Source organism: Kribbella sp. NPDC054772 (assembly GCF_053611945.1).
In genome coordinates this window covers 21,931-45,317 of the sequence record NZ_JBSHBJ010000031.1, presented here as the reverse complement: position 1 = coordinate 45,317, position 23,387 = coordinate 21,931, and the positions used below count along the sequence as shown (strand labels likewise).

20 protein-coding genes are annotated in these 23,387 nt (G+C 69.8%); 11 read left to right on the top strand and 9 right to left on the bottom strand.

The window, feature by feature from the left end; translation table 11 throughout:
- Positions 1-131: 131 nt before the first annotated feature.
- Both ACWGID_RS33190 and ACWGID_RS33185 read left to right on the top strand, forming a co-directional pair.
- Positions 132-1,445 carry a neutral zinc metallopeptidase gene (locus ACWGID_RS33190; protein WP_452203275.1) on the top strand — a complete coding sequence of 438 codons (1,314 nt, stop codon included), beginning with the start codon at positions 132-134 and terminating at the stop codon, positions 1,443-1,445.
- Positions 1,446-1,628: 183 nt separating this feature from the next.
- Complete coding sequence (locus tag ACWGID_RS33185) at positions 1,629-3,941, top strand: neutral zinc metallopeptidase (RefSeq protein ID WP_452203274.1); 2,313 nt, start codon at positions 1,629-1,631, stop codon at positions 3,939-3,941.
- 24 nt (positions 3,942-3,965) lie between these two features.
- Here the strand turns inward: ACWGID_RS33185 and ACWGID_RS33180 are convergent, their stop codons facing one another.
- On the bottom strand, positions 3,966-5,675 hold the full coding sequence (locus ACWGID_RS33180) for a DUF2207 domain-containing protein (RefSeq protein ID WP_452203273.1): 1,710 nt from the start codon (positions 5,673-5,675) through the stop codon (positions 3,966-3,968).
- 332 nt (positions 5,676-6,007) lie between these two features.
- On the opposite strand from ACWGID_RS33180, the gene ACWGID_RS33175 reads away from it, so the two are divergent.
- Positions 6,008-6,988, top strand: a complete 981-nt coding sequence (locus ACWGID_RS33175) for a neutral zinc metallopeptidase (protein ID WP_452203272.1) — start codon at positions 6,008-6,010, stop codon at positions 6,986-6,988.
- Between the two features lie 24 nt (positions 6,989-7,012).
- A complete protein-coding gene (locus tag ACWGID_RS33170; RefSeq protein ID WP_452203271.1) occupies positions 7,013-7,408 on the top strand; it encodes a hypothetical protein in 396 nt (131 codons plus the stop codon).
- Here the strand turns inward: ACWGID_RS33170 and ACWGID_RS33165 are convergent.
- Entirely contained in the window at positions 7,405-8,334 is a 930-nt protein-coding gene (locus ACWGID_RS33165) for an AraC family transcriptional regulator (RefSeq protein ID WP_452203270.1), read from the bottom strand. The genes ACWGID_RS33170 and ACWGID_RS33165 overlap by 4 nt on opposite strands.
- An 83-nt stretch (positions 8,335-8,417) precedes the next feature.
- On the opposite strand from ACWGID_RS33165, the gene ACWGID_RS33160 reads away from it, so the two are divergent.
- The 4 genes from ACWGID_RS33160 to ACWGID_RS33145 all read left to right on the top strand — a co-directional run bounded on the left by ACWGID_RS33160 (position 8,418) and on the right by ACWGID_RS33145 (position 15,199).
- The gene (locus tag ACWGID_RS33160; RefSeq protein ID WP_452203269.1) at positions 8,418-9,236 is read left to right on the top strand and encodes an NmrA family NAD(P)-binding protein; all 819 of its coding nucleotides are present in this window, start codon (positions 8,418-8,420) and stop codon (positions 9,234-9,236) included.
- Positions 9,237-9,300: 64 nt separating this feature from the next.
- Entirely contained in the window at positions 9,301-13,233 is a 3,933-nt protein-coding gene (locus ACWGID_RS33155; RefSeq protein WP_452203268.1) for a Pls/PosA family non-ribosomal peptide synthetase, read from the top strand.
- Positions 13,233-14,534 (top strand): M1 family metallopeptidase, encoded by a 1,302-nt coding sequence (locus ACWGID_RS33150; protein ID WP_452203267.1) that lies wholly within the window; start codon positions 13,233-13,235, stop codon positions 14,532-14,534. The genes ACWGID_RS33155 and ACWGID_RS33150 overlap by 1 nt, the downstream gene beginning before the upstream one ends.
- Entirely contained in the window at positions 14,531-15,199 is a 669-nt protein-coding gene (locus tag ACWGID_RS33145; protein ID WP_452203266.1) for a hypothetical protein, read from the top strand. Before ACWGID_RS33150 ends, ACWGID_RS33145 begins: the two co-directional genes overlap by 4 nt.
- Here the strand turns inward: ACWGID_RS33145 and ACWGID_RS33140 are convergent.
- Positions 15,196-16,062, bottom strand: a complete 867-nt coding sequence (locus ACWGID_RS33140; RefSeq protein ID WP_452203265.1) for a LysR family transcriptional regulator — start codon at positions 16,060-16,062, stop codon at positions 15,196-15,198. The two genes, ACWGID_RS33145 and ACWGID_RS33140, sit on opposite strands and share 4 nt — an antisense overlap.
- A 69-nt stretch (positions 16,063-16,131) precedes the next feature.
- On the opposite strand from ACWGID_RS33140, the gene ACWGID_RS33135 reads away from it, so the two are divergent.
- Complete coding sequence (locus tag ACWGID_RS33135; protein WP_452203264.1) at positions 16,132-16,653, top strand: nitrilase-related carbon-nitrogen hydrolase; 522 nt, start codon at positions 16,132-16,134, stop codon at positions 16,651-16,653.
- Here ACWGID_RS33135 and ispF read toward each other — a convergent pair.
- From ispF to ACWGID_RS33120, 3 genes are read right to left on the bottom strand one after another with little or no spacing between them, the layout of a single operon-like run.
- Entirely contained in the window at positions 16,647-17,117 is a 471-nt protein-coding gene (gene ispF, locus ACWGID_RS33130) for a 2-C-methyl-D-erythritol 2,4-cyclodiphosphate synthase (RefSeq protein ID WP_452203263.1), read from the bottom strand. The genes ACWGID_RS33135 and ispF overlap by 7 nt on opposite strands.
- Positions 17,114-17,812 carry a 2-C-methyl-D-erythritol 4-phosphate cytidylyltransferase gene (ispD, locus tag ACWGID_RS33125; protein WP_452203262.1) on the bottom strand — a complete coding sequence of 233 codons (699 nt, stop codon included), beginning with the start codon at positions 17,810-17,812 and terminating at the stop codon, positions 17,114-17,116. Before ispD ends, ispF begins: the two co-directional genes overlap by 4 nt.
- A 30-nt stretch (positions 17,813-17,842) precedes the next feature.
- Positions 17,843-18,328 carry a CarD family transcriptional regulator gene (locus ACWGID_RS33120; RefSeq protein WP_130446326.1) on the bottom strand — a complete coding sequence of 162 codons (486 nt, stop codon included), beginning with the start codon at positions 18,326-18,328 and terminating at the stop codon, positions 17,843-17,845.
- Between the two features lie 298 nt (positions 18,329-18,626).
- On the opposite strand from ACWGID_RS33120, the gene ACWGID_RS33115 reads away from it, so the two are divergent.
- The gene (locus tag ACWGID_RS33115; RefSeq protein ID WP_452203261.1) at positions 18,627-19,277 is read left to right on the top strand and encodes a hypothetical protein; all 651 of its coding nucleotides are present in this window, start codon (positions 18,627-18,629) and stop codon (positions 19,275-19,277) included.
- 93 nt (positions 19,278-19,370) lie between these two features.
- Here the strand turns inward: ACWGID_RS33115 and ACWGID_RS33110 are convergent, their stop codons facing one another.
- From ACWGID_RS33110 to ACWGID_RS33100, 3 genes are all read right to left on the bottom strand, one after another.
- Entirely contained in the window at positions 19,371-20,390 is a 1,020-nt protein-coding gene (locus ACWGID_RS33110; protein ID WP_452203260.1) for an iron-siderophore ABC transporter substrate-binding protein, read from the bottom strand.
- A gap of 80 nt (positions 20,391-20,470) precedes the next feature.
- On the bottom strand, positions 20,471-21,148 hold the full coding sequence (locus ACWGID_RS33105; protein ID WP_184837161.1) for a response regulator: 678 nt from the start codon (positions 21,146-21,148) through the stop codon (positions 20,471-20,473).
- The gene (locus ACWGID_RS33100; RefSeq protein ID WP_452203259.1) at positions 21,145-22,362 is read right to left on the bottom strand and encodes a sensor histidine kinase; all 1,218 of its coding nucleotides are present in this window, start codon (positions 22,360-22,362) and stop codon (positions 21,145-21,147) included. Before ACWGID_RS33100 ends, ACWGID_RS33105 begins: the two co-directional genes overlap by 4 nt.
- Positions 22,363-22,558: 196 nt before the next feature.
- Here ACWGID_RS33100 and phoU point away from each other — a divergent pair, with 196 nt between their 5' ends.
- The gene (gene phoU, locus ACWGID_RS33095; RefSeq protein ID WP_452203258.1) at positions 22,559-23,266 is read left to right on the top strand and encodes a phosphate signaling complex protein PhoU; all 708 of its coding nucleotides are present in this window, start codon (positions 22,559-22,561) and stop codon (positions 23,264-23,266) included.
- Positions 23,267-23,387: the final 121 nt, after the last annotated feature.

The window sequence follows — 23,387 nt, the reverse complement described above, 5'->3', positions numbered from 1 at the left end:
CACACCGTAGAAAGAGGGTCAGGTTGACACCGGGCACCTTAACGTCTGTGCAGTGTCAGGCCACCAACGGGCACCTGGTCGGCCTCCCCCGCAGGGATAAGTTGAGCCTGGGCTCCGGTAGCGTCTCGGATGTGTCAGGCAACCAATGGGGCCCGCCGCCCGGCCAACCGCCCAACTCCCAGCAGCCGCCTCAGCCGTGGCAACAAGGACCTGGGTACGGCGGCCAGCCGCAGCCCGGCCGCCCGCCTGGACCGCCCCAGGGGCCACCGTTCCAAGGACCTGGCCAGCCGTTCCAAGGGCAGGGGTTCCAGGGGCAGCCGTTCCACGGGCAGCAATTCCAGGGACCTCAGTTCCAGGGGCAGGGGCAGGGGCGTGGGCCCGGTCAGCCGCAGTTCGGCTGGGGCGCTCCGCAGGGTGGCCAGCGGCCGCCGAAGAAGAAGGGCCGCGGCGCTGCGATCGCGGTGTTCACGCTGCTCGGTGTGCTGGTCGTCGGCGTGGTCGGGCTGAAGATCCTGTCGAACACGCTGAAACACAACGGCGACCCGTCGTACGCCGAGCCGACCACGACCTCGTCGTACAGCCCGACGACCGAGCCGACGACGGGGCCGTCCTCGAGCGGGCCCACGACCAAGCCGACGACGACGCAGTCGACCACGCAGGCGCCGCGGCCGACCACGACCCGGTCGACGACAACCACCAAGCCGACGACCAACCCGGGGCCGTCCGACAGCGACCTGGTGCTGAAGAACCGGCTGTACAAGGCCGGTGCGATGTCGCCGGTGGGCTGCAAGGAGTCGAAGACCCGCCCGAGCTCCGCGGCCGGCGCCAAGGCCAACTACAAGAACCTGGTGGGCTGCCTGAACAAGTCGTGGGCGCCGCTGGTGGCCAAGGCCGGTGGCCGGTTCCGGGCGCCGAACGTGCTGGTCTTCAGCGGCTCGGTGGAGACGCCCTGCGGGACCCACTACGACACCGCCCCGCCGTTCTTCTGTGGGACGAACGACACCATCTACATGAACCTGACCGAGGACGTCGGCAACTACAACAGGTACTCGCAGTCCTACCAGAAGGTCTGGGCGCGGATGTGGATGCTGCACCAGTTCGCCCACGAGTACGGGCACCACGTGCAGAACAACATGGGGATCCTGCAGGCGTACGCGCGGATCCGGTACGAGCGGCCGACGTACGCGAAGGAACTGGAGGACAGCCGGCGGCTCGAGCTGCAGGCGTCCTGCTTCTCGGACATCTTCATCGGCTCGAACAAGCGCACCTACCCGATCACCGGGCAGTCGCTGTTCCAGTGGCGCTGGCTGATCGCCAACACCATCGACAAGGGCCGTGACCACGGTGCACCGGCCAACCACAAGTACTGGGCGATGCGCGGGTGGGACGCCCGGAACCCGAGCGCGTGCAACACCTTCGCGTCGTCGTCGAGCAAGGTGCAGTGACGGTGGCCGGGGGCGCTGGGCACGATCTCGTTCGAGACGACTGGCCGGGGTAGCTAGCCTGGTGGGTCCCTGATCGCGCAGAGTATGTCGCGCGAGATGGTGCGCAGGATGTTTCAGGGGGAGGCGGCTTCGGGCCCCCACAAAGCGTGGAGACAGACCCAAGCAAGGTCGTGAGGAGCATCGATGTCGGACAACTGGAACCAGCCCCCGGGGAGCGACCCGGCTGATCATCAGCCGTCGCCCCCACCGGAGACCGGTCCCGGACAGGACCCGGCCGGTCCTGGTGCAGGTCAGAACGCAGGCCAGAACGCTGGTCAAAGCGGTGGCGGCGACCAGGGGGCGCCCGGCAGCTGGTTCGGTGCTCGGGAGGACTCCGGTCCGCGGGGCGGCCAGGGTGGTGCGAGGCAGGGGCCCGGCGACGGACAGCCGGCCGCCTCGTGGTGGTCCGGCGACAACGAGGCCAAGCGCGAGTTCCAGAACCCGTCGCAGTCCGACGAGCCCGCCAACAACTGGTTCGACGGCGGCTGGAACCCGGTCCGCCGCGAACACCCCGACCAGCCCGTCCCCACCCAGAACCCGAACCAGCCCGGCCCGAACCAGTCGGGCCCGCAGTCGGGTCCCCAGCAGTCCGGTCCGAATCAGTCAGGTCCGGCCCAGCGGGGTTCGAACCAGTCCGGCAACTACTCCGGCCCGCCGCCCCGCTCCGGCCCCAACCAGCCCGGCCCTGCGCAGTCAGGTCCGCGCCAGTCGGGTCCCGGTCAGTCTGGTCCGGCGCAGTCGAACTCGTGGCAGTCCGGTCCCACTCAGCCGGGTCCTGCTCAATCCAGCCCGTGGCAGTCGGATCCCGCCCAGTCCGGCCCCACATCGTCCGGTCCCGCACAGTCAGGTCCTGGTCAGTCCAGCCCGTGGCAGTCCGGCCCGGCGCAGTCCGGCACCGCATCGTCCGGTCCCGCGCAGTCCGGTCCCGCGCAGTCCGGTCCCGCGCAGTCCGGTCCTGGTCAGTCGGGCTCTTGGCAGTCCGGGGCGGCTCAGTCGGGTCCGAACCAGCAGGGTCCTGCGCAGAGCGGGCAGCAGCCGGGACAGCAGTCGTGGCAGTCCGGGCCGACGCCGCCCGGGCCGGGCCAGTCAGCTCCGCAGCGGCCGGCACCGAACCAGCCCGCGTCCGACCAGTCGGACTCCTGGGCAGGGCAGTCGTGGGGCCTGGAGACCGACTCGGCGAAGTCCGACTCCGGTCAGTCGTCCGGCTGGTCCGCCACCGGTCAGTCGGAGTCGAGCGCCTGGCAGTCCGCGCCGTCCCAGCAACCCCAGCGTCCGCAGAACGGCCCGCACTCCGAAGGCTCCTACCTGTGGGGCTCCCCAGGTCAGGGCCAGCAGCAACAATCCTCACCGTGGAGCAACGCGCTCCCACCACAGCAACAGCAACCGCAACCGCAACCGCAGCAGCAGTCCGGCCCCCGCCACGCCGCGCCGGGCGGACCCGGCCAGCACGGCCCGATGGGTCAGCCCGTTCAGCAGGCGCCGACCTGGCAGTACCCGCCGATCCCGATCCCGCAGCCCCCGGGCGGCCGCCGGCGCAAGCAGAAGAAGCTGTCCCGCGGCCTGCTGATCGGCCTGGTCGTGCTCGCGGTCCTGGTGGTCGGCTCCGGTGTCACGCTGATCGTCCGCAGCGTCGGCGGCAACGACGACCCGCAGGCGAACAACAGCCCGTCGGCGCCGGCCTCGGAGTCCCCGTCGCCGTCGGAGAGCCCGTCCCCGTCCCCGACCGCCCCGCGTGGACCCACGGCCGACGAGGTCGTGAAGAACAGCAAGCTGTACACGATCGGCCCGGTCGCCGCGGCCAAGTGCACGGAGCCGCCGTTCGCCCCGGTGACGGTCGCCGCGGCGCAGCAGTACTACAACCGTCTGCTGCCCTGCATGAACCACACCTGGTGGCTGGCACTGACGAAGGTCAAGCTGCCGTTCCGCAACCCCAAGGCCGTCGTGTACGTCGGCAAGACCCCTTCCCCGTGTGGCATCCAGCGCAGCGTCCGTGCGGCGTACTGCGGTGCGAACGAGACGATCTACCTCCCGTTCGCCGTCGACAACCGGTACTACAAGGCGAACCCGGTGTACGCCCGCGCGATCATGCTGAACACGTTCGCCCACGAGTACGGGCACCACGTACAGAAGCTGAGCGGGATCCTCGCCGCGTCGATGACCCGGCAGGCGACGCTGACGCCGAACCAGAAGCTCACCGAGAGCCGCCGCCGGGAGCTGCAGGCGACCTGCCTGGGCGCCGCCTACCTGGGCGCGAACGCGGCCGCCATCCCGATGAACGGCCCGCTGCTGGTCAACTGGAAGTTCCTGATCGCGCACTCCGGTGACGACTACGCCCGGCCGCGTGTGCACGATCACGGCAACCGGGTGAGCAACTACCAGTGGTCGATCACCGGCTTCAACGGCAAGAAGCCGGACTCCTGCAACACCTTCACCGCGGCCGACGTCCGGGTGAACTAGACCGCGGGGCTGGCCCGCCGCCCGTCAGCCGAAGAGGCGACGGGCGGTGGTCAGCGAACCGCCGAAGGCGGTCACGAAGTTGCTGAGCGACTCCCCGATGTCGGACAGGTGCCAGTTCTCCGGACCGGAGTACCAGCCGATGCCCGCGTCGGGGTCGTCGTCGTCATCGGTCGCCGCGATCTCGAGCGCCCACTTCTCGGTCAGCCCGAGCACAGCGGCGTACGGCAGGCAGCGGGACGCGAACTCGAGCCGGTGGCTCTCCGGCAGGTCAGCCGAGGACTCGTTGGCCAGGTAGTGCTGCAGACCGGCCACTCGGCCCAGCACGGTGGCACCGCGAGCGGTCCGCGCCGGTGCGGCCTGGCCGACGAGTGCGAGCACCAGTCCGGCCGCCATCACGGCGAAACCGACCAGTGCGAACTTGCTGACGATCGCCAGCACCACAGTCAGTACGACGCCGGCGCCGAGCAGCACCAGGCCCGCAGTGGTCCAGCGGTTCCGGTCGGCGTCCGGGCGGCTCTTGAACCAGCCCTGCGTGACCACGTCGGCGTACAGCTGCTCGCGGACCAGGTTGAGGCGCGGGCGCAGCGACGGGCCGAGCCCGGAGACCAGCACGGTGTCGCCGTCGGCGAACACGGCGTCCAGCAAGGCCTTCTCGTAGGCCAGCAGCTCCGGTCCGCCCGGGTGCAACCGCTGCAGCTCCCAGTCCAGCTTGCCGAAGTGCGACTCCCGGGGCTGCTCGACGATCGTCAGGTAGTTGCGCACGGCAAGGTCCAGCAGCGTGGCGGTGATGTCGACGACATCGGCCGACTCGTCGACCACCGTGCCGACCTGGCCCGGCCGAATGCCGTCCGGCGCGGCGAACTGCGGCCCGTCGGTGCCGTCCAGCACCGGGCGCTCCGGCCCGCCGTCGTGGACCTTCGCCGCGTCCCGGCCGCGGAAGAACCACAGCCCGACCGCACCGAGCAGCCCGATGCCGAAGACGATCACGGCCAGACCGACGGTGCTCGAGTCGACCGTGAACGCCCGGCCGAGCGACCAGCGGTCCGCGAACTTCGCGTTCGGCTGCACCGTGGCCTGGTCGCTCAGCCCGGTCAGGAACGTCACCCGGCCACCAGCGGGTACGCCGTTCTGCTGGATCTCCAGCGCCGCCGACTCGGCCAGCTGCGACGACGTACACGGCATGCTCGAACCGGTCCGGCCGGCGAAGCAGGTCACCCAGGTCGCGAACGGGACGCTGATGCTCAGGTCGGCCTTCGGGATCGACACACCGAAGCCCTGGACCACTGGCCAGCTCACCTCACGGCCCTCGATCGAGTCGGCGACCACGTTGTCCACGGTGTAGCTGTAGACGATCTTCGACTGGCCGGACACGTTCAGCGTCAGCTTGCGGCCGTCGTCGGTGCTCTGGTTCTGGAAGCCCTGCGCGGGCTGCCCGTTCACCGTCGCGGACACGTCCTTCAGGTCGTACGTGCGGTCGCGCTCGGAGTCGGACCGGACCCGGGTGGCCAGCGTCCGGCTGAACGTCGTACCGCCGGCGGTCAGGTCGACGGTCTCCTTGACCTGCAGCGCACCGTCCTTGGTGAGCGTCGCGTCCGCGGTGTACGCCGTGATCTGGTCGTCGGCCTGGCCGGCCGCCTGCGCGGAGAGCGGGCTGAGGGCAACGAACAGGGCGGCGACCGGGGCGGTCAGGGACATCAGCAGGGCAGCCGGAAGGAGGCGGCGCTTCGGTGACATGGGTCGAGAGTAGTCTCGTGCCGGTTCGCCCTGCGAACCCGACCGACCGCGTGACCGACGAGCATGGAGGCCAAGCTGTGAGCAGCCCGTATGGCTACGGCGGCCCGCCGCAGGGGCAACCACAGCGCCAACCGCAGGGCCAATCACTGGGCCAGCCACAGGGTCGCCCGCTCGGCCCGCCGCCCGGCGTCCTGCCACCGCCGCAGTCCGCTCCGTGGCCTCCGCAGCAGGGCCAGTTCCCGCCGCGCCCGGGCCAGTTCCAAGGCCCTCCGATGCAGGGCCCGCCGATGCAAGGTCCCCCGATGCAGGGCGGCCCCATGCAAGGCGGTCCGATGCAGGGCCCGCTGTACGGCGGTCAGTGGGGGCAGCCGTACTACGGCGGCCCGGGCCACTTCAACGGGTTCCAGCCACCACGCCGGCGCGGTGGGCCGCTCCGGCTGATCCTGCTCGGCTTCGTGCTGCTGATCTTCATCGGTGTGTCGGTCGCGGTGCTGGCCACCGTCCTCGGCGGCAGCAGCAGCCAGGACACAGCGGAGCCCGGAGTGACCGGCCCGTCGATCGTGCCGACCCCGTCGACCAACCCCGAGAAGGGCTCGGCCGAGGACTACCTGCTGAACGCGGACGTCTACCGCACCGGCCCGCTCACCGAGGAGAACTGCCCAGCGGCGAACCTCGGTGACGGCAGCCTGGCGGTACAGAAGGTCTACTACCAGCGCCTCTTCAAGTGCCTGAACGACGCCTGGCGCCCGGTCTTCCACGAAGTCGGGCAGGACAAGCCGGACCCAGGCCTGGTGGTGTTCGACAAGCCGGTCACGACCGCCTGCGGCAACTTCCAGCCGCTGTCCGGCCGCGTGCTGGCGTTCTACTGCTACGGCAACCAGGTGATGTACGTCGACGTGAAGCAGATGAACCGTGCGTTCGGTCCGAAGCAGGACCTGGCGTACCTGATGACGATCGCGCACGAGTACGGCCACCACGTGCAGGGCGTCACCGGTCTGTTCTACGCGCGTGCGGCGTACCTGCAGGACCACCCGGACCAGAAGCTGGAGAGTTCGCGGCGGAACGAGCTGCAGGCCTCCTGCTTCGGCGGAGTGTTCAGCAAGGCCGTCGAGAAGTCGTATCCGTTGACGGATCGGCTGGCTGAGTTCAAGGAGCAGTCCAGCAACAGCTTCGGTGAGTCAGCGGACACCCCGGAGGACGAACGCACGCATGGTCTGGCGACCAGCCAGGGCTTCTGGATCCAGAACGGCTTCAACATCGGCGCCAACAAGGCCTGTGACACGTTCGCGGTGTCCGCGGACCTGGTGAAGTGACCGACCGGCCGGCGAAGGTCTGAGATGGACGCGATTTATAAACTCCCGCAGGAGCAGGCCAGCCTGGCCCAAGGGGTGCCTGACGCCCAGCCCAGCACGCTGTTCGTGCTGACCGCAGGCGGTGGTGTTTCCGTCGACCCCGGACCGCACCGCACCATTCTGTTCGGACGAAACCGCCCTGAGGTCCACGTGTGCGTCGGCGAGGACGATGCGCGAGTCAGCCGGATGCACGGGGCGATCAGCTACCGGTCTGGCCAGTGGTGGCTCGCAGTGACCGGCCGCCTGCCACTGCGGTCCTCACAGAAGCAGAAGCTGTTCGCAGGCGAGGACCCGACGCCACTGGAGCCCGGCTACACCCAACTATTCGTCCCAGGCTCCAACGACCGCGAACACCTGCTCGAGGTGTACGTCGTCGCCTAGCCCTGGTCATTTCGCCAGGTGGTAGGTGGTTGGTGGTGGACTCGTTTGAAGGCGACTGTGAAGGCGAAGGGGTCTTCGTAGCCGACCTGGTGGGCGACTGTGGCGATGGTGGCGGTTGTGGTGCGGAGGAGGTCGGCGGCGAGGGTCATGCGCCAGGCGGTCAGGTAGGTCAGGGGTGGCTGGCCTACGTGGGTGGTGAAGCGGGCGGCGAAGGTGGCGCGGGAGAGGCCGACCTTGGAGGCCAGTTCTGCGACTGACCACCTGCGTGCGGGGTCCTCGTGGATCAGACGGAGCGCATCGCCCACTCCGGCAGTAGTCAGGGCTTCGTACCAGGACGGGAGCTTCGCCTCGGGGCTCGCGCACCACGCGCGGAGTGCGAGGACCAGTACGAAGTCGAGGAGCCTCCGCAGTACGGCGTCCTGCCCGGGCTCCTCGCGTGCGACCTCGGTGGTGAGGAGGTCGAGCGCTGGACGGGTCTGCGGTGTAGCGGACACGACGGCGACCGGCGGCAGCAGCGCCAGGACACGCTGCCCGACCGCACCACGTAGGTCGTACGCACCTCGCACCATCGTCGTCGCCCCGGGCAGTCCGTCGCCGTACGTCCGCGGCGCCAGGAACTCATGCCACTCCACCAGCTCACCATCAACCGTAAGCTTCCGCCCACCGCGAATGACGTAGTACGGCGGCGTCTCCGGACTGTCCGCGATCGTGTAGCTGTCGACGCCGGTGATCAGCGCGATGTCACCAGCCGCAAGTGTCCGTAGGTCGTCACTCAGTCGAAGGCAGGCGCTACCACCGAGCGTCGCGACGACCGACAGCGACGGTACGTCGGCGTACGTCACCGACCACGGCGCGGTGGCGATCATCTGCCGGGCCACCGCGTCCTTCGCCTGCGCACGCTGCAGCAGGTCGCTCAGCACGTCCACACGCCCGAGGTTAGACGATCACAAAGGCATCGGCGACGATCTCCCATGGATCCGTCCAGTCCTGCAGTCGTTGACTGGACTCCATGCACAACTACCTGGTCCTCGGCGGCACCGGCACCACAGGTCGCCGCGTCGCCGACCTCCTCCGTTCAACCGGCCACTCCGTCCGTACGGCGTCCCGCGCCGGAAGCGACGTACCGCTGGATCTCGATGACCCCGCGACCTGGCAGCCGGCACTGACCGGCATCACCGCCGCCTACCTGATGGAACCCACCGTCCGCCCCGGCGGCCGACTGGCGCGCTTCACCGAGGCGGCTCTGACCTCCGGGGTACGCCGCCTTGTACTGCTGTCTGCTGCCCGCGCCGCCGACCCCGCGCACCCTCTGCACTCCGTCGAGCAGACCGTGCGCGGTTCGAACGCCGCGTGGACGATCCTGCACCCCGACTGGTTCGCGCAGAACTTCAGCGAAGGCGCGTGGCGCTCGGCCGTCCACAGCGGGGTCCTCGCTCTTCCCGCCGGCGACGGCCGCACTCCGTTCATCGACGTGGACGACATCGCCGCCGTAGCCGCCGGGGCCCTCACGACGTCCAACCACGACGGCAAGACCTATGAACTGACCGGCCCCGAAGCCATCACCTTCGCCGAAGCAACCAACCACATCAGCGAGGCAAGCGGTCGCCGCGTCGAGTACGTCGCCATGGAACCCGCCGACTACACCGAACAGCACGTGGCTCAAGGAGTCCCACGATCCGGCGCCGAGTTGCTCACGAGCATCCTGGTGTCGATCGCCAACGGTCAGGCCGCTGAACCGACCGGCGACGTCGAACAGGCACTCGGCCGACCCGCCCGCTCCTTCAAGACGTTCGCGCACGCTGCGCGATGGGACGCTGCAAACGGTTGATGGTTGGACCCACTTGTTCGTTTCGGGTTATCGAACTGGTAACTGAGCGGCGTATTATCCGGCCGTGACGTTGCGACGCGGGGAGTGGGCGACGGCCGCGCGAACGCTGGTTGATGTGCTGGGGGAAACAGCCACCAAGTACGCCGACGAGCCGGCGCTCGACGACGGCAGCGTCAGCCTGAGCTATCGCGAACTGCTGGACCAGACGACCAAGTTCGCGCACCGGCTGACCGCGTCCGGGATCGGCCCGGGCGACCGGGTCGGCATCCGGATCTCGTCGGGGCACAACGATCTGTACATCGCGATCCTCGGCACCTTGCAGGCGGGAGCGGCGTACGTCCCGGTCGACGCCGACGACCCGGAGGAGCGCGCCGAGCTGGTCTTCGGCGAGGCAGCGGTGGCGGCGACCGTCGGTGACGAACTCGCGCTGACGATCACCCGCCCGCAGCAGCCGCCGATCACTGACAACGAAGCCGCCAACGGCGCCTTCGACTACCCGTACTCCGCCCGCATGGACTCCTCCGGTACGCCGGTCTCCCCGCGTGGCACGTCCGGCCCGGAGACCACCGACGACGCCTGGATCATCTTCACCTCGGGCTCGACCGGCGTACCGAAGGGTGTCGCCGTCACGCACCGCTCGGCCGCGGCGTTCGTCGACGCCGAGGCGCGCCTGTTCCTGCAGCACGAGCCGATCGGCCCGGACGACCGGGTGCTCGCCGGTCTGTCGGTCGCGTTCGACGCGTCCTGCGAGGAGATGTGGCTGGCCTGGCGGCACGGCGCCTGCCTGGTCCCGGCGCCGCGCTCACTGGTCCGTACCGGCATGGACCTCGGTCCGTGGTTGGTTGCCCAGGGCATCACAATTGTCTCGACCGTCCCGACGCTGGCCGCGCTCTGGCCGGCGGACGCGCTCGACCAGGTTCGGCTGCTGATCTTCGGCGGCGAGGCCTGCCCGCCCGAGCTGGCCGAGCGGCTCGCCGTCGACGGCCGCGAGGTGTGGAACACCTACGGTCCGACCGAGGCGACCGTCGTCGCCTGCGCGGCGCAGCTCACCGGCGAAGGACCGGTCCGGATCGGCCTTCCGCTGGACGGCTGGGACCTCGCCGTTGTAGATGCTGCAGGCAACGAAGTCGCCACCGGCGAGATCGGTGAGCTGATCATCGGCGGCGTCGGCCTGGCCCGGTACCTGGACCCGGTCAAGGACGCCGAGAAGTTCGCGCCGATGCCGACGCTGGGCTGGGAACGCGCGTACCGCAGCGGCGACCTGGTCAGGTCCGACCCGTTGGGCCTGCTGTTCCAGGGCCGCGCCGACGAGCAGGTCAAACTCGGTGGCCGCCGGATCGAGCTCGGCGAGGTCGACGCCGCCCTCCAGGCCCTCCCGGGGGTCACCGGCGCCGCAGCCGCCGTACGCAACAGTGCCGCGGGTAATCAGCTTCTCGTCGGGTACGTCGTACCGGATGAGCCGGCCGGCTTCGACACCGCGAAGGCCACCGAGCGGCTCCGCGAGGGCCTGCCCGCAGCCCTCGTACCGCTGCTCGCGATCGTCGACACCCTGCCGACCAGAACATCCGGCAAGGTCGACCGCAACGCGCTGCCGTGGCCGCTGCCGGGGATGGACAGCGACGCCCCGGCCGCCGAGCTCAGTGGCACTGCGGGCTGGCTGGCCGAGCGCTGGACGAAGGTCCTCGGCGCCAAGGTCACCGGAGCGGACAACGACTTCTTCCTGCACGGCGGCGGCAGCCTCGCCGCGGCCCAACTCGTCTCGGCCCTCCGCGAGCGGTACCCCGAGGTCACCGTCGGCGACATCTACGAGTACCCGCGGCTCGGCGCGCTCGCCGAGCGTCTCGACGACTTCCGCCCGGCCGCGATGGAGCCGGTGGAGATCCGCGACATCCGGCCGACGCCACGCAGTACCCAACTGCTGCAGACCGCGCTGACGCTGATCCTGCAGACCGTCGTCGGCGTCCGCTGGCTGGTCTATCTGTTCACGCTGAACAACCTGCTCGCCGAGCTGGTCGACCCGCTGCCCTGGGCGCGGACCGTGTCGTGGTGGTGGATCCTGGCCGGCTGGCTGCTCCTGATCAGCCCGGCGGGCCGGATGGGTATCGCCGTCATCGGCGCCCGCATCCTGCTCCGCGGCCTCAAGCCCGGCACGTATCCACGCGGCGGCAACGTCCACGTCCGGCTCTGGGCAGCCGAGAACCTCGCCGACGCGGCCGGCGCCGCCAACCTCGCGGGCGCACCGTGGATCGCGTACTACGCCCGCGCGCTCGGCGCGAAGGTCGGCCGCGGCGTCGACCTGCACACGCTCCCGCCGGTCACCGGCATGCTCACCATGGGCCGCGGCGCCTCGATCGAACCCGAGGTCGACCTGGCCGGCTACTGGATCGACGGCGACCGGTTGCACGTCGGCTCGATCACCGTCGGCGCCGAGGCGGTCGTCGGCTCCCGGAGCACGCTGCTGCCCGGGACGGAGATCGGCCGGAACGCCGAGATCATGGCCGGCTCCGCGGTTTCCGGCAAGGTCCCCGAGAGCGAGCGCTGGTCCGGCTCCCCCGCGGCCCGGATCGGCCGCGCGCGGCACCCGTGGCCCGAGAACCGTCCGGCCCGGGCGCCCTGGTGGGTAGCGGCGTACGGCGCCCAGTCCGCACTGATGTCACTCATTCCGGTCGCCGGCGCGGCTGCGGCCTTCATCGTCCTCGGCCAGGCTCTGCGGGGCACCCAGACACTCGGTGACGCCGCGCTGAAGGCGCTGACCGCGATCCCGCTGATGACGCTGGTCGGCTTCGCGACGATCGCCGTCCTCACGCTGCTCGGCGTCCGGCTGCTCGGGATCGGTATCAAGCCCGGCCACCACCCGGTCCGGAGCCGGATCGGGTGGCAGGTCTGGGCGACCGAGCGGCTGCTCGACTCGGCCCGCACGCTGCTCTTCCCGCTGTACGCGAGCCTGCTGACGCCGTGGTGGCTGCGGGCGCTCGGCGCGAAGATCGGCCGCGATGTCGAGGCGTCGACCGTGCTGTTGCTGCCGAAGATGACGACGGTCGGCGAGGGCGCGTTCCTGGCCGACGACACGATGATCGCGTCGTACGAACTCGGTGGCGGCTGGCTGCACGTGGCCGGCGCGAAGGTCGGCAAGCGCGCCTTCCTCGGCAACTCCGGGATGACCGCCCCCGGGCGTTCGGTCCCGAAGAACGGCCTGGTCGCCGTCCTGTCCGCGGCCCCGAAGAAGTCCAAGGCCGGTACGTCGTGGCTCGGGTCGCCGCCGGTGAAACTGCGCCGCCAGGCCGTCTCCGGTGACCAGAGCCGGACCTTCAACCCGCCGTTCAAGCTCAAGGTCTTGCGCGCCTTGGTCGAGCTGTGCCGGTTCGTGCCGATGATGTGCACGGTCCTGATCGCGCTCGGCGTGCTGTTCGCGCTGCAGGCGCTCGACATCTGGCTCGGCCCGGTGCCGGCCCTGCTGCTGTCCGGAGCGGTGATCCTGGCCGCCGGAGCGGTCGCGGGCGGGCTGGCAACGGTCGCCAAGTGGGCGATCGTCGGCCGCACCCGCGCGGTCGAGTACCCGCTGTGGAGCTCGTTCGTCTGGCGCAACGAGGTCGTCGACAGCTTCGTCGAACTGGTCGCCGCCCCCTGGTTCGCGAACGCCGCCGCCGGTACGCCGGTGCTCAACCTGTGGCTCAGGTCACTCGGGGCCAGGATCGGCAAGGGTGTCTGGTGCGAAACGTACTGGTTGCCGGAGGCGGATCTGGTCACCCTGGGCGACGGCGCCACGGTGAATCGCGGTTGCGTGCTGCAGACGCACCTTTTTCATGATCGAGTTCTCTCCATGAACACAGTCACCTTCGGGCCCGGAGCGACCCTCGGGCCCCACGGAATCGTCCTGCCGGCCGCCGCCGTCGGCGCCGGAGCTACCATCGGGCCGGTGTCGCTCGTGATGCGTGGTGAAGGTGTGCCGGCCGGGACGCGCTGGGCAGGGAACCCGATCGGTCCCTGGCAGGGCTGATGGTTGACCCGTATGTGCCCACCCATGGAAACACCGGCTACACGGTCGAGTCGTACGATCTCGAGCTCGACTACCGGGTCAACAGCAACCGGCTGAGCGGCAAGGCGACGATCACCGCCTTCGCCACCGAGGCGCTGTCCCGGTTCAGCCTCGACCTGAACGGCCTGCGGGTGACGAAGGTGTCGGTGAACGGCCGCCGCCCGCGCCGCTACAGTCACCGGTCGGGCAAGCTCTACATCACCGCGGACATCCCGGACGGTTCGGAGTTCTCGGTCGACGTCCAGTACAACGGGAACCCGCGGCCCGAGGACAGCCCGTGGGGCGAGCTCGGCTGGGAAGAGCTCACCGAGGGCGTGATCGTCGCCAGCCAGCCGAGCGGCGCGGCCACCTGGTTCCCGTGCAACGACGAGCCCGGCGACAAGGCGCACTACCGGATCGCGATCACCACCGACTCGCCGTACCAGGTGGTCGCGAACGGGCGGCTCGTGTCGCGCCGGGTGAAGGCGAGTCGCACGACCTGGGTGTTCGACCAGGCCGCGCCGATGGCGACGTACCTCGCGACCGTGCAGATCGGGCGGTACGACGAGGTTGACGTGGCGACCTCGCCGGTGACGATCCGGGGCGTTCTCCCGGGCGCGCAGATCCGCGCGTTCCGGCACGACTTCGGGCGTCAGCAGGACATGATGAAGCTGTTCTGCCGGCTGTTCGGGCCGTACCCGTTCGGTGGCTACACGGTCGTCGTCACCGACGACCCGCTGGAGATTCCGCTGGAGGCGCAGGGCATCTCGGTGTTCGGCAGCAACCACGTCGACGGTCGGCGCGGGTCGGAGCGGCTGGTCGCGCACGAGCTGGCGCACCAGTGGTTCGGCAACAGCCTGACCCCGGCGCACTGGCAGCACATCTGGCTCAACGAGGGTTTCGCCTGCTACTCCGAGTGGCTGTGGTCGGAGCATTCCGGCGGCCTCACCGCCGACCAGCAGGCGACCAAGGCACACACCCGGCTGCGCGGCCTCCAGCAGGACCTGCTGCTGTCGGATCCCGGTCCGGAGCTGATGTTCGACGACCGGCTCTACAAGCGCGGCGCGATCACCCTGCACGTCCTGCGGAGGCATCTCGGCGACGACGCGTTCTTCGAGCTGCTGCGGACCTGGACCAGGAACCATCGCCACGGCTCGGTCACGACGGCGGAGTTCGTCGCACTGGCCACCGTGTTCAGCCCCGACGAGGACGCGCTCCGGCACCTGTTCGCCGCCTGGCTGGACTCCTACGAGCTGCCGCCACTTCCCCGGCGGCGCAGATGAAGTACGTGCCGCTGGAGTTCTTCCTCGGAGTCGCGGCGATCCTCGCGATCGCGATCGTCGCCGGGAAGCCACTCCGGCGGCGCGGGTCCCCGCACGGGCCGATGTGGGGCTACATCGCGTTCGGTACGTCGTTGTTCGTGGTCGCCGGTCTGCTCGCCACGTTCCCGCCACACTCGGTCGTGACCGCGGTACTGGTGATGGTCCTCGGCGCCGCGTTCTTCACCTTCGGCATCGCGATCCTCGGCGGCGGGTACTACGGCTACTTCGGCGCGCTCGCCAGCGGACTGGCCGCCGTACCGTTCTTCATGACGCCGACGCCGGTCGGGCTCGCGAAGGTCGGCCAGACGCTCACCTGCACGGTGCGCGACTACCACTCCTACGGCGTCTCGGACTTCACGGTGGACTGCCCGAACGGCCGGCACTACGACTTCACCACCGATCGTCTGCATCAGTTCCCGGGCGGCCGGGCGCAGGTGATCGTCGACCCGCACGACATCCTGAAGGCACAGTTCGTCGGCCAGGCCCACGCGAAGGTCGACCTGGTCGCGGGCATCCTCTGCCTGCTCGGTGCGGCGGCCATCGTGGTCGCCGCGGCCCGGCACCGACGCAAGCTCGGCGGGCAGGTCAAGCAGGTCGTCAATCCCGGGTTCTCCTCGGGCCCTTAGCCCGAACGGGCCACCTCGACCGCGGCCTTCACGAACCGTTCCGTCAGCGGTGTCCTGGTCGCCCACGCGGCCCCGGTCCACCAGGTCGCCGCGCGCCCCGGCAGCGGGACCAGCCGGATCTCGGGCGGCGCGATCCGTTCGGCCGACTGCGGTACGACGGCCGGCCCGGCACCCGCCGCGGTCAGGGCGAGCACGGTCTGCAGGTCGTCGGCCTCCTGAAGTACTTGCGGGTGGCAACCGAGTTCGGCGTACAGGCTGTTGATCTGCGCGGTCAGCCCCGGCCCGCGTCGCGGGGTCAGGCGGATCAGCGGCCGCGCGTCGATCCAGCCGACCAGGTCCCGCGGCAGCCCCTGATCAGCCGGTACGGCGAGCGCCAGACGGTCCCGCCGCAACCGAAGGTGCTCGAGCCCGGCGGGGACCGGGAGCCGCACGAACCCGATCTGCAGACTGCCGGCCAGCAGCCGCTCGAACTGCACCGATGACGGCAGGTCCGTCAGCGAGATCGTCACTCTCGGCCATCGGCTGCGGAACAGCGCCACCGCCCGGGGCGCCAGCTCGATCCCGGACAGCCCGAACCCGATCGCCAGCGATCCTTCCGCCCCGGACGCCACCTGCGCGGCCCGCCGTTCGAAGGCCTCGGACCGGGCGAGCAACTCCAGAGCGTCAGCAAGCAGCAGCTCTCCCGCCGGGGTCAGCCGGGCACCGTTGCGGCCCCGGCTGAACAGCACCGCGCCGAGCCGGCGCTCCAGTACCTGGATCTGTTTGGTCAGCGCCGGCTGACTGGTCGACAGCTCCGCCGCCGCGGCGCCGAAGTTCCGCAGTCTGGCCACCGTGACGAACGCCCGCAGCAGACGGAGATCCATAACCCCAGGATATGGAAAGCCCAAGAACCACTATTGGACGTCATGGATCGAGCGGCGTTCGATGGAGGTATGACGATCTTCCGCGCAGCCGTTGTCCAGTTCGAAGCCGTTCCTGACCAGCCCGCCGCCAATCTCGCCACCGTCGAACGACTGGCCCGGGAAGCGGTCGCCGACGGCGCCCGGCTGGTGGTGTTCCCGGAGCTGTGCCTGCTCGGCTACTGGCACCTCCGCCGGCACACCCCCGAGCGCCTGCACGAACTCGCCGAGCCGGCCGACGGACCGCTGGTCAGCCGGGTCCTTGCTCTCGCCAAGGAACTCGGCGCCGGCCTCGGCGTCGGCTTCCTGGAGAGCGCGGACGGCACGCTCTTCAACGCGTACGCCGTCTGCTTGCCCGACGGGCACGTCCACGTGCACCGCAAGCTGCATCGAGGCAGTGGTCCCCGCCGACCTGGATGTCGACTTGGTGCCCTTGGCAACCGGACGCCGCTGGCTTCGCGGCCGCCGCCCCGAGCTCTACGCCCTGCTCACCCAGCCGATGGGCAACGAACTGAACCCGCGCGAGGCCCGGTTCTCTTCGGAGCCGGTCAGTAGATAAGAGCTGTCGCCATCGCGACGATTCCTTCGGCGCGGCCGGGGAAGCCGAGGCCGTCAGTGGTGGCGGCGCTGACCGAGACCTCTGCGTCGCAGGCCGCGGACAGTACTTTCTCGGCCTCGACGCGGCGGGTGCCGATCCGCGGCCGGTTGCAGACGATCTGGACGGTGACGTTGCCGATCTCGAAACCGGCGGCCCGGACCCGTCGCGCCGCCTCGCTCACCAGCGCGGTCCCGGCGGCGCCGGCCCACTCCGGCTCGGCCGTGCCGAAGTTCGACCCGAGATCGCCCAGCTTCGCGGCGGTGAGCAGCGCCGTACAGATGGCATGAGCTGCCGCGTCGCCGTCCGAGTGTCCGGACAACCCAGCAGGTTCGTCCGGCCAGTGCAGACCGGCCAGCCACATCGGGCGCCCGGCTTCCAGCGGGTGTACGTCGATCCCGTTGCCCACCCGAGGGAGCTTCACGAGGTCCGCCTCTCCGCCAACAGCGCTTCGGCCAGCAACAAGTCCTGCGGGCGCGTCACCTTGAACGCGTCCGGAGATCCCTCGACCGTCTGCACGGTCACCCCGAGCCGCTCACACATCATCGCGTCGTCCGTGACACCGGCATCCGCGCCGGCGGCATGCGCCCGCCGCAGCACCTCAGGAGCGAAACCCTGCGGCGTCTGCACCGCGGCCAGGGTCGAACGGTCCGGCGTCTCGACCACCTCGCCACCGGGCCCGACCCGCTTGATGGTGTCCGTCACCGGCACCACGGGTACGACGGCTTCGGCGCCGGCTCGCACCGCCGCGACGACGCGCTCGATGGCGTCCGCCGGGACGAACGCCCGGGCCGCGTCGTGCACCAGGATGCAGTCGATGCCGTCCACCGGGACCACGTCCAGCGCGGCCCGGACCGAGGCAGGGCGTTCGGCCCCGCCCGCGACCACGAGCAGCCGCGCGTCCCCGACGTACGGCTCGAGCTCCTTGCCGACCGTCTCCTCGGATCCGGGCGGCACGGCGACCACGAAACAAACGAGGTCGGCGGCGGTCGCTGCCCGCAGCCCACGCACCGCGTGGACCAGCAGCGAGTCGCCACCGACCTCTCGAAATGCCTTCGGGGTGTCGCCACCCAGGCGCAGCCCCAGCCCGGCCGCGGGAATCACGACCGCGCTACTCATCAGGACTACTTCGGTTGGTGTTCGACCGAACTACGAAGCGAGGACCTCGTCGAGGATGGCCTCGGCCTTGTCCTCGTTGGTGTGCTCGGCCAGCGCCAGCTCGGAGACCAGAATCTGGCGAGCCTTCGCCAGCATCCGCTTCTCACCGGCCGACAGGCCACGATCACGTTCCCGGCGCCAAAGGTCGCGAACGACCTCCGCCACCTTCAGCACGTCACCCGAGTGCAGCTTCTCCAGGTTCGCCTTGTAACGTCGCGACCAGTTGGTCGGCTCCTCCGTGTGCGGTGCACGCAGCACGTCGAAGACGCGCTCCAGGCCGGCCTGATCCACGACGTCACGCACGCCGACAAGATCGAGGTTGCACGCGGGGACCCGGACGACCAGGTCGTTCTGGGCGACGATCCTCAAGACCAGATAGGTCTTGTCCTCACCTTTGATCTGACGGGTCTCGATGTCCTCGATGACGGCCGCTCCGTGATTGGGGTAAACAACCGTCTCGCCGACTGTGAAAGTCATGTGTGAAGTGCCCCTTTCCGAGAACCATATTACCACGTAGCTCATGGTCCGGTCGGGACGTTTGCGCTGGTCAGAGCCCACTTCCCGCCTTGACAAACGCTCGCTTGCGTGCCTCGTGCGCGTGTGGGCCTTTGCTCCGGGCACCGGTCCGGGAGCACCGCGACGTCCCGGCCGGGGCATCCCGGCGTCGGGCCCGGGACGGCCGAGGGCTACGCTGTGGGGCGCCGGAGGCGGCCGCCTGACGGTGTTCACAGTTGTCGCAGACCAGCTCGATTCAGCTTGCACGAGAGGGATTCCAGTGCCGATCACGTTGTCCTCGCGGTTCGCCCGGCGCACCGCGCTGGCGGGTGCCGCCGCCACTCTCAGTATCGCGCTGGCGGCGTGCAGCGCGAGCTTCGATGCGCCGACCCTGCAGCCGTACCAGGCCGCCGAGGGCACGAACGCCGAGTCCGGCCAGATCAAGGTCCGCAACATGCTGGTGCTGGCCGACGCCGAAGGCAAGGGCGAACTGCACAGCGTGATCGTCAACGACGGCGACGTGGCCGACACACTGGTCAGCATCACGCAGGCCCCGGCCGGGACGCAGGACGGCCAGGCCGGTGGCGACCAGCCGCAGTCGGGCACGGTCAAGTTCGATGGCCTGAGCGACCCCGTGGACCTCGCGCCGCACACCGCACTGATGCTGCCGGGCAGCAGTTCGACGGAGCCCGTGGGCGCGTCGACCACCCCGTCCGCGACACCGTCCGGGACCCCCAGCGCGGGTCCGACCGAGACCCCGTCGGCCACGACGCCGGGCGCTGAGGACAACGGCCCCGCGGTGGTCGTCACCGGCGCGAAGCCGGGCCAGATGGTCAACGTGACGATCAGCTTCGGCCACGCGGCGCCGATCTCCACCTACGTCCCGGTCCTCACCGACGACCACTACTCGCCGCCCACCTCGGCCGAGTAGTCCCCACCTACGACAGAAGGGGCCGCCCCGGCGCGGGACGGCCCGTTCTGCTTGGTACGGCGAGCCTGTGGCCGAGGCTCGCCGTACCCGCTCTCAACCCTTGCTGGCCGCGGCTGCCTTGGACAGGCCGGGAATCACCTTGTCCAGCACCCACGGGACGCTGAGCACGCTGACCGCGCTCATCCCGGAGATCACCTGCTGGTCCTGCAGCGGGTAGGCCCCGCCGCCCTGCACCGCCTTCAGCGACGAGTAGACCGGGTCGGCCAGGAACTTCTGGGTGCCGATGCCGTCGACGTACGCGATCAGCACGTCGGCGTCGACGTCGGCGACCTTCTCCTTGCTGACCGTCAGCGAGAACTCCTTCTTGGTGTTGGTCTTCTCCAGCGCCTCGACCCCCGGCGCGTTCTTGAAGCCCATCTCGTTCAGGATCTGGACCCGCGGGTCGCCCGGCATGTAGATGTAGTTCTCCGGACCGAACGAACCGACCGTGATGGTCTTGTTCTTGAACTCCGGGTGCTCGGTCGCGACCTGCTTGATCTTGTCCTGGATGCCGGTGATCAGCTTCTCCGCGTCGGCCTTCTTGCCGAGCGCCTCGCCGACCAGCAGCGTCTGGTCCTGCCAGCTGGTCTGCCACGGCGCCCCCGGGTACGCGACCGTCGGCGCGATCCCGCTCAGGGTCTTGTACGTCGCCTCGTCGAAGCCCTCGTACGGGGCCAGGATGACGTCCGGCTTGAGCGCCGCGATCTGCTCGAACGGGTACTTGTCCCCGGCGTCCAGCAGCGTCGTCTTCGACTTGTCGAACTTCTCGGCGTCCCACGCGGTGACGCCGTCGGCGGTCTGGCCGTAGGTGACCTTCGGCATCCCGACCGGGGCCTCGCCGAGCGCGTAGACCACGTCCTGGGCGTTCCAGCCGAGCGTGACGATCCGCTCCGGCTTCTTCTCGATCGTCGTCTCGCCGAACGTGTTCTTCAGCGTCACCGGGAACCCGGACGACGCCGTACCGCCCGACGTGTCGGCCTTCGTGTCGCCGTCACTGCCGCAGGCGGCCAGCGAGGTCGTGGCGAGCAGCACGGTGGTGACCGCGCTGACGACCTTGGTACGGGACCAGGACATGAATGACTCTCCTTAGCTTGCCTCAACTAAGGAGAGCCTAAGCTAACCCCACAGACCGTCGCGACGTGTGGGGGTGTGACTCAGGACTCGAACTTGTAGCCCAGGCCACGCACCGTGACCAGGTGCGCCGGGTTCGACGGGTCCTTCTCCAGCTTCGACCGCAGCCGCTTCACGTGGACGTCGAGGGTCTTGGTGTCACCCACGTAGTCGGCGCCCCAGATCCGGTCGATCAGCTGACCGCGGGTGAGCACCCGGCCGGTGTTCCGCAGCAGCATCTCGAGCAGCTCGAACTCCTTCAGCGGCAACCGGATCTCGGTGCCCGCGACCGTCACCACGTGCCGCTCGACGTCCATCCGGACCGGCCCCGCCTCGAGGGTGTCCGGCAGCAGCTCGACGTCCTGGCCACGACGCAGTACGGCGCGGACGCGGGCCAGCAGCTCACGCGGGCTGTACGGCTTCGTGACGTAGTCGTCCGCACCCAGCTCGAGCCCGACGACCTTGTCGACCTCGGTGTCCTTGGCGCTCACGATGATCACCGGGACGTTGCCCCGGCTGCGGAGCGCCCGGCAGACCTCCGTGCCGGACAGACCCGGCAGCATCAGGTCGAGCAGGACGATGTCCGCACCGGCGCGGTCGTACTCGTCCAGCGCATCCGGCCCGGTCTCCGCGACGGCGACCTCGAACCCTTCCTTGCGCAGCACGTACGACAGTGCGTCGCTGTAGCTCTCTTCGTCTTCGACGACCAGCACTCGGGTCACGAAGCTGTCTCCTTTGCGATCTGACCTGACGGGGTGGGCGTCAGGGATATGGCCGGTTCCTCCTGGCTGGTGGAGCCGGTCTGGCCCGGCGCGGGTTCGAGCCGCAACGGGAGTCTCACGGTGAAGGTGGAGCCTTGGCCCTCGACGCTCCAGACCCGCACGTCGCCGCCGTGGATCGAGGCGATGTGCTTCACGATCGAGAGGCCGAGGCCGGTTCCGCCGGTCTCCCGGCTGCGGGCCCGGTCGACCCGGTAGAACCGCTCGAAGATGCGTTCCAGGTCGCTGCTCGGGATGCCCACGCCCTGGTCGGACACGGTCACCTCGACCAGGTCCCCGATCGGGTGCGCGGCGACCGCGACCCGGGTGCCGTCGGGGCTGTAGTTGATCGCGTTCTCGACCAGGTTGCCGATCGCCATCGACAGCTGGTCCTCACTGCCGAGGACCTCGAGCTCGGGCTCCGTCTTGACGACGATCTTGATGTCGCGGTCCTCGGCGTCGATCCGGCAGCGGTCCACCGCGGTCTCGATGATCGCGTTGATGTCCACCGGGCCCGGGTTCTCGAGCGGGTCGTCGCCCTGCAGCCGGGACAGCTCGATGATCTCCTTGACCAGCCGGCTCAGCCGCGAGGCCTCGACCCGCATCCGGTCCGAGAACCGCTGCACCGCCTCCGGGTCGTCGGAGGCCTCGGAGACCGCGTCGGCGAGCAGGATCAGCGCGCCGACCGGGGTCTTCAGCTCGTGGCTGACGTTGACGGTGAAGTCCCGCCGGATCGCGTCCAGGCGGCGCTCCCGGGTCCGGTCCTCGACCAGGACCAGCACCAACTGACTGCCCAGCGGCGCCACCCGGGCACTCACGTACTGCGTGGCGCCGAGCCGGCCGCGGACGATCTCCAGGTCCTGCTGGCGGATCTCACCGTCGCGGCGGACCTGGCGGACCATCGTGAGGATGTCGTCCACGACCAGTCGCTCGCCGCGGACGATGCCGAGCACGTGCGCCGGGGCGCTGGCCTGCAGGACCTGGTCCTCGGGGCCCATCACGACCGCCGAGGAGCGCAGTACCGACAGCACGGTGGCGACGCCGGCCGGGACGATCGGATCCGAGGTCTCCGGGATCTTGCGCTGAGCCCGCTCGGAAAGCATCATCGCCCCGAGCGAAAGCAGAGCCAGGGCCGCGCCGATGACGCCGCCCAGCACCGCAGCCAGCGTGGGGTCCACGGCAACGATGCTACGCGGGCGACCAGCAGGGAAAGACCGAATGAGCACCCGATGACCGGGACACGTCTCAACTGTTCACCAGGCGTTCACCACGCGTCGCCGATCGGCAACCTCGACGGCATACGGTCCCGGTGGGACGGGTACCGTGCGGGTGCTCTCCCGCGGCACCGGACACCACAGATCGGATTCGAACACCATGCGTGACAGCTACCACGAGCAGCTCGACGACATCCTCGCCGAGCTGGAACGGATGACGCGAACGGTGTCCACCGCCGTCCGCCGGTCGACGGCCGCCCTCCTGGAGGCCGACATCCGCAAGGCCGAAGAGGTCATCGCGGCCGACATCCAGCTCGACGCCGCCGGTGAGGGTGTCGAGGAGAAGGTCTTCGAGCTGATGGCCCGGCAGTCCCCGGTCGCCAACGAGCTGCGGATGCTGGTCGCGGCGCTGCGGATGGTCGCGGACCTCGAGCGGATGGGCGACCTGGCCTCGCACGTGTCCAAGATCGCCCGGATGCGCTACCCGGCGCCCGCGATCCCGAACGAGTTGCACGACGTGATCGAGGCAATGGGCTCGGTGGCGGGCAAGATGGTCGACGCCGCCGGTGACGTGATCGCCTCCCGCGACGTCGAGGCCGCCGAGAAGCTCGAGGCCAGCGACGACGAGATGGACAAGCTGCGGTCCAACCAGTTCCGCCTGATGATGGACGAGCACTGGCCGCACGGCGTCGAGGTCGCCGTCGACATGGCCCTGCTCAGCCGGTACTACGAGCGCATCTCCGACCACGCGGTCGCGATGGCCCGCCGGGTCGTCTACCTGGTCACCGGCGAGCTCCCGGTCGCCATCGGTGGCACCGCTGCCGGCTCCGGCGCGGGCGCCTCCACGCCCAACCCGAACGGCAACTGACCTGACCAAAAAGTAGCCCGCAGCAACCAGAAGGTTGGTGGGGGCTACTTTTTTAGTTGGGCTAGCCGCTGAAAATCTCGTGCGCCGCCAACGCCCCCCCGCAGGTGGCCGCGGTGGTGAG